This is a genomic window from Streptomyces sp. NPDC058469 (genome assembly GCF_042721125.1).
Classification (GTDB): domain Bacteria; phylum Actinomycetota; class Actinomycetes; order Streptomycetales; family Streptomycetaceae; genus Streptomyces.
Genome location: NZ_JBHXME010000048.1, coordinates 1 through 11,445, shown reverse-complemented (window position 1 = coordinate 11,445; position 11,445 = coordinate 1). Strand labels below are relative to the sequence as shown.

Genomic DNA, 11,445 nt, shown 5'->3' with positions numbered 1-11,445 from the left:
TCCGGTCTTGTGTCCGGGGGGGCGTCCGGGGGCACCTGGGGGTGGTGGGGGTTGGGTTGGGGGCCCATCCCCCGGGTCTCCGTTCGGGGGGGGGGGCCCCGGGGGTGCGGGGGGGTGGGGTGGCTGGGCTGGTTGGTCACTCCTTGACGGTATCCGTCGCCACGTTCGCCCCCGCACTTCCCAACGGCTCCACGCCAAAGGTACTGAGTCGAACGGCCGCCGAGTCAGCCTTCGGTCACAGTCCCGGTGCCGGCCTCTCTCTCCCTCTCCCTGATCGCATCCCGATAAGCCCGCCCCGCCGCCCGCAACGCCGCCTCCGGATCGACCCCGTCCGCCTCCGCCCGCACGGCCAGCGCCAGCAACTCGTACCCGATGCCGTCGTCCCCCGTCGGCAACGGCACCTCAAGTCCCGCCGTACGCACGCGTGATGCCAGCTTCGAGGCGAGGGCGAGGCCGGGCTGGCCCATGGGGATGCCCTCGGTGATGGAGGTGCGGCGCTTCTCCTCGGCCTTCGTGCGCAGCCAATGTGCCTTGACTTCTTCGGGAGTTGACGCCGTCTCGTCGCCGAAGACGTGTGGGTGGCGGTGGATCAGTTTGGTGATGATGCCGGCGGCCACGTCGTCGATGGAGAAGGGGGTGTCGGGATCCTCCTCGGCGATGCGGGCGTGGAAGACGACCTGGAGGAGGACGTCACCCAGCTCCTCGCGCAGTTCGTCGCGGTCGCCCTCCTCGATCGCCTCGACGAGTTCGTACGCCTCCTCGATGCCGTACTTCGCCAGGCCCTTGTGGGTCTGCTGGGAGGACCACGGGCACTCGGCGCGGATACGGTCCATGACCTGGACGAGGTCCAGGAGGCGGGCGCCCGGCAGGTCGTAGGAGGCGGGGAGCAGTTCCAGGTCCGGCATCTGGACGCGGCCCGAGCCGGCCAGGCGGGCCAGGCCGTCGGTGAGGGTGGGCTCGCCCTCTCCGGTGGCGACGACCACCACCGTGGAGCCGCCCGCGCAGGCGGCGACCAGTTCCTCGGCGGTCGGGGACGCCTCGTCCACCCGTATCCCGGCTTCGCGGAGATACGGCAGCTGCGGGTGCGCGCCGTCCGCGCACAGCACCCGGTCGGCGTCGCGCAGCACCTGCCAGGCGGGCCAGGACAGCAGGCCGGGGGCGACGCGGTGGCTGGTGGTGAGCAGGACGATGCGGCCGGGGGTGCCTTCGAGGGCGGGACTGGTTGCGTTCACCCTCCGAACGTAACCCACGCCGCCGACAGCCCCGGAGTTATCCACAGGCCGCCGTGCACCCCTGCTGTCCGCAGGCGTGCGCGCATCCCCGTTGTCCACAGACCGGCCTTCCCTCCACCGGTCTGCGGGGGCGCCGTACCGTTACGCCGACTTCTGCGTCTGCGCCGCAGTGACCTCGCGCACCCACGGCGTCTTCGCGTCCACCCGGCTGCTCTTGGCCACATCCCACGTGCCGTAGCGCGGATTGAGGTCGACGTGGAGTTCCTTGGAGGCCTTGGAGAGGGCCTTCCAGAAGGCGGGCTGGGTGGTGTCGGTGCCGAGCTTCACGGCGAGTTTGCGGCCCTCCACCTGGAGGCGGAGGTTCTCGTCGAGGCGTTGCGGGGGGACGCCGTACTGGGCCAGCCAGGTCGCCTCCAGCGCCTTGGAACCGCCCGCCTGCTGGGCGAGGCCGGCCCGCATGTCCTGGATGTCCTTGCGGGTGACGGTGACTCCGGCGTCCTGCGCGGCGCGGTGGACGACCTGGTCGAAGACCATGCCGTAGAGCGTCTCGCGGGTGAGGCCGCCGGTGGTGGCGATGGCCCGCTCGTACTGTGCCTCGTTCTGTACGGCCGACCGCTGGGCCGTGCGCACCTCGTTGACCCTGCTCTCCAGCTGCGCGACGGTGATGCGCCGGCCGCCCACGACGGCCGCCGCGCCTGGATGCGCGTCGTTTCCGCAGGCGGTCAGGGCGGGGGCCGCGGCGGCGATCACGGCGGTGAGGACGAGCGCGGTGCGACGGCGGCGGTGCAAGGGAACCTCCCGTTGGAGATTGTGCGACGGTGCACAAAGTCTTGCGGTGATCGATGTTAGGCAGTGGGTCGCCCGGGGCCAACCCATTCGACCAACGATTCACCAGGACTTCGGGCACCGGCACGCACGCGTGGGCCCCGCAAGCCCGCCCGCGTCAACTTCTACGGGCTCCCCCGCGCTCAGCCGGTGATGGCCACCGGCGCGTCCCACGCGTCGCGGTCCACCGTGATCGTGTAACCGCCGCGCGTCTCCTTGCTGTTGACCATGTACTGGTGGGCGCGGCTGTGGTTGGTGAACTGGGTGGAGCCCCACGGCCAGTCCGAGGTCGTGGTGTACGTCTTGTCCCACAGCGCGTACCAGAGGTTGCCCGGCAGGTCCGTCTTGTTGGTCGCGGTCGCGATCGCCTTGGCGCTGGAGCTGGTGAAGCCGTAGTAGCCGGTGCGGTAGATCTTGGCGTGCAGTTCCTTGTCGAAGGCGCGGACGTACGTCAGGACGGCGTTGTTGCAGGACGTGTTCGTCGTGTCGTACGACTCCATGTCCAGGTAGATCGGGCTGCCGGCCTTGATGCCGAGGGCCTTGGCCTTGGTCACCGCGTCGTCCGCCTCGGACTTGCCGACGGAGGCGGCCGTGGAGGCGCTGATCTTCACCGAGCCGCCGGAACCGCAGGACGGCTGGGAGCCGACGTAGAGCGGGATGAACTTCCAGCCGACCGTGCTGAGGGACTTGACCCAGGACGCGGTGAGGTTGGGCTGGCCGCAGCCGCGGTTCTTACCGCCGATGTAGACGGCGGCGGCACCGTAGGCGCCGTCGGTGTGCCAGGCCTTCATCGCGGCGAGGGAGGGCGCGGCGCAGGTGTCGAAGGCGCGGCCGGTGTACGTCTTCTGGGCGGGCCAGGCGGTGGCGGCCATCGAGGTCTGCGCGGCGATACCGCCGCCGGCGACGACGGCGGCACCGGCGACGCCCCAGGTGATGTATCTGCGCTTCCTGGACTGCCGATGGTTGGACATGAAGAAAACCCCACCCCTGGTGTCTATGTGCTTGGTGTCGCGCGCGACGCGCGCGTGCTGGGCAAAATCTAGCCGCCGGTCGCGCTAGCCGCGCACCTGCCCCAGCCATTGCAGCGTCCGCCGGATGTCCGCCGCGAGCGGGTGGCCGGGGCCGTGACGGCGTTCGACGTCGACCAGGAGGCGGGCGAGGGTCTCGTGGGCCGCGCCGCGGTCGCCGAGTGCGAGCAACAGGTGGCCCATGCGGCGGCGGACCTCGTGGGCGAGTTCGGGGTCGCCGGCCATGTACTGGTTCTCGTAGTACGGCAGCAGCGCGCGGTACTCCGCGAGGGCCGCCGCCGGGTCGCCGAGCGACTCCAGGCACTGGGCGGCCTCGTAGCGGTAGCGCAGGGACTGCGGATCGGACGGGCCTGCCTCGGCGGCGCGTTCGTCGGCGAGGCGGCGCAGTTCGGGCAGCGCGCGCCGGTACTGGCCGTCGTCCATGAGCGTGGCCGCGTACTGCTTGCGCAGCGTGCGGACGACCGGGGAGTGCACGCCGTGCTGCTCGGCGGCGGTGGGCAGGATCGCGCCCAGGATGTCGACGGCCTGCGTGATACGGCCCTCGCCGAGCAGCCGCTTGACCTCGTCCACGGCGGCGGCGACATCGGGTTTCCCGGCGGCGGGCGGCGCGAGCGGGGCGGGCTGCGACGCGGGGGTCCGGGCGCGGTCCGGCCAGGGGGCGTGCGGGCGCAGGAAGGGGCGCGTGGGGTCGAGCGGCGCCCCGGTGGGCATCCCGCGCGCGGGCAGCAGCAGTGCGAGGTCCTCGTAGACCTCCTGCGCGGAGGCGGGCCGGTGCTGCGGGTCCTTGGCGAGCAGGCGCAGGACGAGCGCCTCCAGGGACTCGGGGACCTCGGGGCGGATACGGCGGACGGGCACCGGCGGCTCGTACAGGTGCCGGTGCAGCACGCCGAGCGCCGTCGAACCCGCGAACGGCACGTCCCCGCTGAGGAGTTCGTGCAGCACCACACCGAGCGCGTACAGGTCGGTGTACGGGCCGACCGCGCCGCCCATCGCCTGCTCGGGCGCCATGTAGGCGGGCGATCCGATGGGCGTGCCGGTGTGTGTGAGGCGGGTGGTGTCGGCGTCCATGACGGAGGCGACGCCCAGGTCGAGGACGGTGACCGTGCCGTCCTGCTTCACCATCACGTTGCGCGGCTTCAGGTCGCGGTGGACGATCGGCACGGCGTGCACGGCGCTCAGCACGGCGCACAGTTGGGCCGCGACCGCGACCGCCCACTGCCACGGGTACGGGTCCTGCTCGGCGAGGTGGTCGGAGAGGTCGGCGCCGTCGATGTACTGCATGACGAGGAACAGCTCCTCGCCCTCACTGCCCGCGTCGTGCACCGTGACCAGCCCGGGGTGGTCGACCTGTGCGGTCACCCGGCACTCGCGCACGAAGCGGCGGCGCAGCTCGTCGGCCTCCTGGCCGGCCACCTTGTCGGGGCGCAGCAGCTTCACCGCCACGCGCCGGTCCAGCCGCCGGTCGTACGCCGTCCAGACCTGGCCCATGCCGCCCTGCCCGATCAGCGTGGACAGTTCATAGCGGTCCGCGACGACCCGTCCCGCCGCCACGGTCACCTTCCGCCCTCGTCGTGCTTGCGCAGATAGTCACTCAACTCGTCCAGCTCGGCCCGCACTTGGTCGATACGGGCGGGCGCGGGGCGCTGCCCCGGCGGCGGGGTGTGCTGCTGCGGCACGGGCGTGTGGGGCATGGGCGGTGGGGTGTGCTGCTGCGGCACGGGCGTGTGGGGTATCGGTGGTGGGGTGTGCTGCGGCGTGGTCGTCGCGGTGTACGGCGACGGGGGCCGGTCCGGCTGCGAGGACTGTGGATAGCCGTACGCCGCGGCCGGGGGCCGCTGCCCGCCGTAGCCGCCCTGGCGGAGCTTCTGGAAGTGGCGTATGTCCGCCGCCAGGTAGTACACGACCGACGCCATCAGGGTGCCCAGGAGCAGGGTGATGCCCAGATAGCCGCCGGTGGTGTGGACCTCCTCGCCGGGCTCGGAGCCGAGCAGCACGATGCTGAGCACGTCCGCCGCCGCCGCGGCCACGAGCAGGCCCCAGTCCAGGGACTTGCGGGTGACGATGGCCAGCCGCAGGAGCATCGTCCAGGCCAGGAACCCGATGCTGAACACCGAGATCCCCACGAACAGCACGCGCAGGACGACCAGCGCCCCGGTGGGCGGCGGTGGCTTCGCCGGCTGCGGGTAGCCGTGGCCTTGCATGGCTGCTCCTGGTGCCTTGGGAGGACGTACGGTGCCGCGACCGCCGTCGGTCCGGCGCGTGTTCGGCGCGCGGACAACAGCGGTCGTGCGATTGTCGCTTCGAGCGTATAGGCCGACACCGACAACCGGTCCCGGGTTGTACCGAACCGTTGTCGTGCTGATCACTTCGTACGACGTCGCAGGTGCGGTCGGGTGCGATCGGGCGGGCGCGGAGCGGGGCCTTCCGGGACGAGGCGGGCAACGGGGGTGGACGGTCCCGGTCGCTCTGGGGGCTCGCCTCAGTCGGGTGTGACCGTGCCGTCCGTCAGGCCGTCGTACATGCCGCGCACGAGCTGCTCCCCGAGCCGGCCCGCCTGCCGCAGCGCCCGCTCGAAGTCCTCCAGGGCGCGGAACCGGGCGCCGTAGCGGCGCTGTTCGTCCAGGGGGAGGCGCGGCAACTGGAGCCTGCGTACGTCGAGTCGGGTCGCCGTGGACGCGTAGCTGCTGGCCTGGCGGTTGTTGGCGGTGCCGCGCAGGAAACCGGCGAGGAACCACGGGTCCAGCGCGCCGGGATCGGGCCGCAGCAGTACGAGGCTGCGGCCCAGGGCGGCGCCCTGGGTCGTGTCGTCGATCACGCGCGCCATCGAACCGCCGCCGAGCACCGGGACGACGACATCGCCCGGCTCGGTGAGGACGGCGTCCTCGTCGCTCTCCGGGAGCATTCCGGAAGGGGCCGTTCCGGCGAGGACGTCGTGGTCGGTCAGAACGGGCACACGCGCGTGGCCGCCGTTTCCGCCGGTACGCATCACCAGGGCGCCCCCGCGCGCGAGTTCACCGATCGTGGTGAGCGGCCAGCGCGTGGGCTGTGCCGGTTCGGCGGAGTGGTCGACGGGCGGCGGGGTGAGGTCGGCGGTCAGCCGGAGCGTCTCGCCGAGCCGCTCGCGCACGGCCGTGAGCTCGTCGGCGCCCTCGGCCGCGGTGGCGGGCGGGAGGTGGCGGGCGGGGGCCAGGTCGACGTCGTCGTCGAGGAGTTCGATGACCGGCACGGAACGCGCCAGCCCCGGCTCGTCGTCCAGCCGCCCCGCCCGGTCGAACGCCCGCCAGGCGTCGAGCACCACGCCCCGCACGGCCTGCCAGTCCGGCCCGCCCCGCCCCTCGGTGGCGAACCGCCCGGTGTCCACCAGCAGCACCTCCGGCTGCGCGGTCGCCCGCTCCGGCCGCCGCAACACCCACAGGTGCAACGGGATGTTGTGCGGCGCCGCAGCCCCGATCGGCAGCGCTACGACCGCCTTCAGCGCCCCGCGCCGCAACAGGTCGGCGCGGATCCGGCGACCGGAACGCCGGGAGGCCGCGGCCGGCGGCATCAACAGCACGGCCGTACCGCCGTCCTTGAGCCGGGCCAGCGCGTGCTGCACCCAGGCCAGCTCGGACTCGTTGCGCGCCGGGAAGCCGTACTCCCAGCGGGGGTCGTAGGCGAGTTCGTCGTGCCCCCAGTTCCGCTCGTTGAACGGCGGATGGCACAGGACGACGTCGGCCCGCAGCGCCGGGTACGCGTCGGCGCGCAGCGTGTCCCCGGCCGTGCCGCGCACGGTGACCCGCGCGTGCAGGGCGAGCCGGAGCGCGGTGAGCGCGGCGAGGTCGGGGGCGTCGTCCTGGGCGTACAGCTCCTGGCCGGGGCGCGGGGTGACGGCGCGCAGCAGGGCGCCGGTACCGCAGGCCGGGTCGAGCGCGGTACCGGCCGGGCCCGCCAACTCGGCCATGATGCGGGCGAGTTCGGTCGGGGTGAGCGTGTACTGGCGCGGGTTGGCGTCGAGGTGCCGCCCGAGCAGGAACTCGAACGTCTGGCGTGCGCCCAGCTCCGCGGCGAGTTCGGCGGTGCCGCGGAGGAGGGGGGCGGAGGGGAGGAGCTGGGGGCCGGTGGGGGTGTGGACGGCTGGCGGTGTGTGAACTGTGGGGGCGGTGTTCGCGGGCGGGGCCGTGTTCACAGGGGGTGCGGTGTTCACGGGGGCCGGGGGGATTACCGGGCTGGCCGGGGTGTTCACAGCGTTCGGGGTGTTCGGGGCGGCGTGCGTGTTCGGCGTGTTCACAGCGTTCGCGGCTGACGGGGTGTGCACGGAGGCCTGCGCAGAGACCGACGCGGAGGCCTGCGTGTTCACAGCCGCCGCGGCGCTCTCCTCTCGCCCCCTGTGAACACCGCGTCCACGCACCGCGCCGAAGCGCGGCACGATCACCTGCTCCAGCGCGCCGGGCAGCATCGCGGCCAGGCGTTCGTCCGAACCGGCGCTCACGTCCAGCCAGACGGTGGGGCGTTCATGGATGAGCAGCAGGGCGCAGCCGGCGTACACCAGGGCGGTGACCGGGCCTTCGGGGTGGCCGACCAGCTGCTGCCAGACCCGTTCACGCAGCGGGACTTCGGCGAGTTTCCCCTGCTTGCGCAGCCAGGACTCGATCTCGGTGAGGGCGAAGGCGGGGCTGGTCTCGGTGCCGCCGACGGGTTTGGGGAAGTCGGCGTGGCGGCGGCGCCAGTTGCTGACGGCGGCACGGCCGACGCCGGCGAGCCGTGCGATACCGGCGGCGGTCACCTCTGTCGCGTTGTCCTGCACTCGCCCCACTCCCCTCGTCGCACCGGCCTCGTCGCGTCCGCGTTGTCTCTGCGCTGTGTCCGCGTTGCGCCTGCCGTCCGTCTGTGTCGCCGAGCATACCGACGCGTGCAAGATCTACCCCTTCACGGCCGTGTACACACCACATCTCGTGAATCGTGTTGACTCGGTTCACAGCCTCTGCTCTTATTGACCCAGCGAACGAGCGACCGCCAGAGGGAGGCGGTCGCCGCATCGGGGAGGGGACAGCCATGGGGATGAAGGGCAAGGTCGCGCTGGGCGCCGTCGTGGGGGTCGTCGTCATCGGGGTCGTGTCGGCGAACGCCGGCGGCAGCGGTGCGGACAGTGGTTCGGGCAACGGTTCGGGCAGCAACGGCAAGGGCTCTTCGGCGTCCGCGGAACACCAGGCCGCCGGCAAGAAGAAGGGCTCGGGCACGACCGAGGCCGTCGAGACGAAGAAGGCCGCGTTCGACGGGGACGGCGACTTCCAGGTCGGCACGGACGTCAAGCCCGGCACGTATCGCACCAGCGGCAACACCGACGGCATGTGCTACTGGGAGCGGGCCAAGGACGCCTCCGGCGACACGGACTCGCTGCTGGCCAACGACAATGTGAGCGGCGCCAGTTACGTCACCGTCAAGGCCACCGACAAGATCTTCAAGTCCAGCGGCTGCGAGGACTGGGAGGCCGTCGACGCGAAGGCGCAGGGCTCCCCCGCCACGAAGATCGCCGGCGACGGCGGCATGTTCAAGGTCGGCGTCGACATCGCCCCCGGCACCTACAAGTCCACCGGCAACACGGACGACCTGTGCTACTGGGAGCGCACGAAGGACGCCGAGCACGGCCTGGACTCGATCCTCGCGAACGACAACGTGACCGGCACGGCCGTCGTCACGATCAGCAGCAAGGACGCCTACTTCAAGACGACCGGCTGCAAGAACTGGAAGAAGACGGCCTGACGCTCTGACGTTCTGGTCGGGCTGACACCTCTCACCACTCTCGCCGCCTCCTCGCCGCTCTCTCGCCGCCCTCTCGCCGCCCTCTCGCCGCGCAACGGGGCATGGCCTCCCGGGCGACACCCCGCGCCGACAGGACCGGCGGCACGCATCCGTCTGCCACACGCGCGCCCGTCTGGCCGTAGGCCCATCTCTGCCCGTCGGCCCGCCCTGCGCCTCTCCGGACCCCGATTCGGGGCACCCCCCTCATCTCTCACCGCTCACCTCTTCACCAAGGAACTGCCATGCGTCGTACCGCACTTGCCGCTCTCTGCCTCACCACCGTGGCCGCCGCGGGACTCACCGGGTGCCTGCCCGGTGAGGACAAGGCGGACAGCAAGCCGAAGGGACCGTTCGCCGGGCTGACCGGTGGCGAGATCGCCGACCGGTCCTTGACCGCCACCACCGGCGCCTCGTCGCTACGACTGAAGGGCGACATACCCGACGACGCGAGCGACGGCACGATCGTGATCGACATGGCGCTGAGCAAGAAGGGCGAGTGCGCCGGCACGATGAGCATGGGTGGCAAGGGCAAGGCCGACCTGGTCAAGACCGGCGACACCATCTACATGAAGTACGACGAGGCGTTCCTGCGTGCGCAGAGCGACGGTGAGTCCAAGGCGGACACCGATGCGGTCGTGGACATGATGGCCGGGAAGTGGACCAAGATGTCCGCGAAGGGCAAGGACGCCAAGGACATCGCGAGCTTCTGCGACCTGAACTCGGTGCTCGGCGGCGCCGCGGACGGCAACTCGGGCGCGACCCGCGGGAAGACGACCATCCTCGACGGCACTCCGGCGATCGCCCTGCACGAGAAGGACGGCAAGGACAGCTACACGCTGTACGTGGCGACCGAGGGCAAGCCGTATGTGCTGCGCATCGACAGCGTCTCCGCGAAGGACCCGGGGACGCTCACGTTCAGCGAGTACGAGAAGCCGGTGCCGGCGAAGAAGCCCACCGGCAAGATCCTGGACCTGGACGCGCTGGGCAGTTGAGCGACTGAGCCACCAAGTCGCTCGTGGCTACGGCACGTTCACTGGACGTGCCGTAGCCACACGTTGGGATCGAGAGACCGTCTCACTCACGCCGCCTCGTCCCGCCGTCAAGTCGAGGCCGTCAAGTCGATCCCGCGTCACCTCAGTTCGCGTGGAACCTCGCCGGCGCGTTCGTCGGGTTGCCCCCGGTCGGCAGGGCCTGCTTGGAGCAGGTGGAGAGGACCTTCACCATCGCGGCCTTCTCCGCCGAAGTGACCCACAGCCCGTACTTCTTCTTCACGGCGACCTGCGCGGCGACATACGTGCACCGGTACGCCTTGTTGGGCGGCACCCAGGTCGCCGTGTCGCCGTCGCCCTTGCTGCGGTTGGCGCTGGCGTCGACGGTGAGGAGGTTGAGCGGGTCGTTGGCGAGAGCTATGCGCTTGCTGGCGTCCCAGTACTTGGCGCCCTTCTGCCAGGCGTCGGAGAGGGCGACCATGTGGTCTATGTCGACGAGGCTGCGACCGCGCTTGTAGGTGACTTCCTTGCCGGAGTACGGATCGGATTCGAGGACGCCGTACGACACCTTGCAGCTGCCGCCGGTGAACTTCACCTGCTTCAGGTCCCGTTTGAGGATGTCGTCCCTGGTGTCGCAGCTGTTGGAGTCCGTGTCGGCCCAGGCGCTGCCGAACCGTTCGCGGGAGTAACCGGTCTTCGGTGCACGCCCCTTCACGGTCAGGGACTCGGCGGCGGTCAGGGCCGCGCCCCCGCCGGAGCCTCCGCCGGCCGTCGCCCCGGGCCCGGAGTCGCCCGTTCCCATCGTGTCCTGCTTGCATCCGGCGACGGACAACATGACCAAGGCGGCGATTGCCGCCCCACCCCTCAGACGCATCACGTGCGCCCCTCCCCTTGCTTACCCGGCCCCGCCCCTGCAGGGGCGGATATTGCCTGGTCCCCACGGTAGCGGCGGACGCGTCACGGCCATACGGGATCTAAAGGTGCATGGCGCGCAACTCGCATATATCGCCGCCGTGGAGCCCGGCCGAGATACCGACTTCCCACACCCCCTCCCCCTATTCCCCTTACTCCGCTCCGGATTTCACGCTGCCTCAGACCACCAGACCTCAAGCCCCTCAGACCCTGCCGATGCCCAGCGTCGACTCCGAGGGCAGCAGCCCGGACCCGAGGACGGCGACCCAGAACTCCCCCAGCAGGTCGGCGAGTCGGTCGATGTCGGTCCGGCCGAGGAACCGCCAAGGTGCGGCGGCCAGTTGGTCGGTGCGGCGCTCGACCTCCTGGCGCAGGTCGCGGCCCGCCCTCGTCGCCGTACCCATGTCGTCCATGACGCCTCGGCCGATCAGCCGTTCGCGTGCCGCCGCCCACTCCTCCGGGCTCCAGCCCCGGCTCTCGAAGCGCTGGACGGAGGCTGCTCCGATCGCGGCGAAGGAGACCAGGGACTCGACCGGGTCGAGGCCGGCGACGAGGAGGGCGGCGAGGTGGCCGTCACCCCGGTGTTCGCGCAGGATCGTCGCCGCCTGCCACAACTGGAGGTGGGGTCGTAGCCGCCGTTCTGCACCCACAGGCCGCTTCGCATGTGCGTGGCGGCCGCGG

The 11,445-nt window shown here is 71.4% G+C and carries 9 protein-coding genes and 1 pseudogene; 2 read left to right on the top strand and 8 right to left on the bottom strand.

Features of this window, described 5'->3' with window-relative positions:
* Window positions 1-224: 224 nt before the first annotated feature.
* From ACFWP5_RS21445 to ACFWP5_RS21420, 6 genes are all read right to left on the bottom strand, one after another.
* Window positions 225-1,232: a nucleoside triphosphate pyrophosphohydrolase gene (locus ACFWP5_RS21445; protein WP_384158659.1), complete on the bottom strand. Its 1,008-nt coding sequence runs from the start codon at window positions 1,230-1,232 to the stop codon at window positions 225-227.
* A gap of 141 nt (window positions 1,233-1,373) precedes the next feature.
* Window positions 1,374-2,021, bottom strand: coding sequence for a SurA N-terminal domain-containing protein (locus tag ACFWP5_RS21440; RefSeq protein WP_384158656.1), 648 nt, complete (start codon window positions 2,019-2,021; stop codon window positions 1,374-1,376).
* Window positions 2,022-2,200: 179 nt separating this feature from the next.
* On the bottom strand, window positions 2,201-3,028 hold the full coding sequence (locus tag ACFWP5_RS21435) for a glycoside hydrolase domain-containing protein (RefSeq protein WP_384158653.1): 828 nt from the start codon (window positions 3,026-3,028) through the stop codon (window positions 2,201-2,203).
* Between the two features lie 84 nt (window positions 3,029-3,112).
* Complete coding sequence (locus ACFWP5_RS21430) at window positions 3,113-4,600, bottom strand: protein kinase (RefSeq protein ID WP_384158781.1); 1,488 nt, start codon at window positions 4,598-4,600, stop codon at window positions 3,113-3,115.
* Between the two features lie 38 nt (window positions 4,601-4,638).
* Window positions 4,639-5,286, bottom strand: a complete 648-nt coding sequence (locus ACFWP5_RS21425; protein ID WP_384158650.1) for a hypothetical protein — start codon at window positions 5,284-5,286, stop codon at window positions 4,639-4,641.
* Window positions 5,287-5,564: 278 nt separating this feature from the next.
* The gene (locus tag ACFWP5_RS21420) at window positions 5,565-7,868 is read right to left on the bottom strand and encodes an N-6 DNA methylase (RefSeq protein WP_384158647.1); all 2,304 of its coding nucleotides are present in this window, start codon (window positions 7,866-7,868) and stop codon (window positions 5,565-5,567) included.
* 248 nt (window positions 7,869-8,116) lie between these two features.
* Here ACFWP5_RS21420 and ACFWP5_RS21415 point away from each other — a divergent pair, with 248 nt between their 5' ends.
* Complete coding sequence (locus tag ACFWP5_RS21415; protein ID WP_384158644.1) at window positions 8,117-8,824, top strand: hypothetical protein; 708 nt, start codon at window positions 8,117-8,119, stop codon at window positions 8,822-8,824.
* Window positions 8,825-9,105: 281 nt separating this feature from the next.
* Window positions 9,106-9,855 carry a hypothetical protein gene (locus tag ACFWP5_RS21410; RefSeq protein ID WP_384158642.1) on the top strand — a complete coding sequence of 250 codons (750 nt, stop codon included), beginning with the start codon at window positions 9,106-9,108 and terminating at the stop codon, window positions 9,853-9,855.
* Window positions 9,856-9,997: 142 nt separating this feature from the next.
* Here ACFWP5_RS21410 and ACFWP5_RS21405 read toward each other — a convergent pair whose 3' ends face one another.
* Both ACFWP5_RS21405 and ACFWP5_RS21400 read right to left on the bottom strand, forming a co-directional pair.
* Complete coding sequence (locus tag ACFWP5_RS21405) at window positions 9,998-10,726, bottom strand: HNH endonuclease family protein (RefSeq protein WP_384158778.1); 729 nt, start codon at window positions 10,724-10,726, stop codon at window positions 9,998-10,000.
* Window positions 10,727-10,967: 241 nt separating this feature from the next.
* Window positions 10,968-11,445, bottom strand: a pseudogene (locus ACFWP5_RS21400) (hypothetical protein); the annotation flags it as partial.

Excerpts from the sequence above, each read along its gene's own strand:
- ACFWP5_RS21425 (WP_384158650.1), bottom strand. The coding sequence starts at position 5,286 with ATGCAAGGCCACGGCTACCCGCAGCCGGCGAAGCCACCGCCGCCCACC.
- ACFWP5_RS21435 (WP_384158653.1), bottom strand. The coding sequence starts at position 3,028 with ATGTCCAACCATCGGCAGTCCAGGAAGCGCAGATACATCACCTGGGGC.
- ACFWP5_RS21410 (WP_384158642.1), top strand. The coding sequence starts at position 9,106 with ATGCGTCGTACCGCACTTGCCGCTCTCTGCCTCACCACCGTGGCCGCC.
- ACFWP5_RS21405 (WP_384158778.1), bottom strand. The coding sequence starts at position 10,726 with ATGCGTCTGAGGGGTGGGGCGGCAATCGCCGCCTTGGTCATGTTGTCC.
- ACFWP5_RS21415 (WP_384158644.1), top strand. The coding sequence starts at position 8,117 with ATGGGGATGAAGGGCAAGGTCGCGCTGGGCGCCGTCGTGGGGGTCGTC.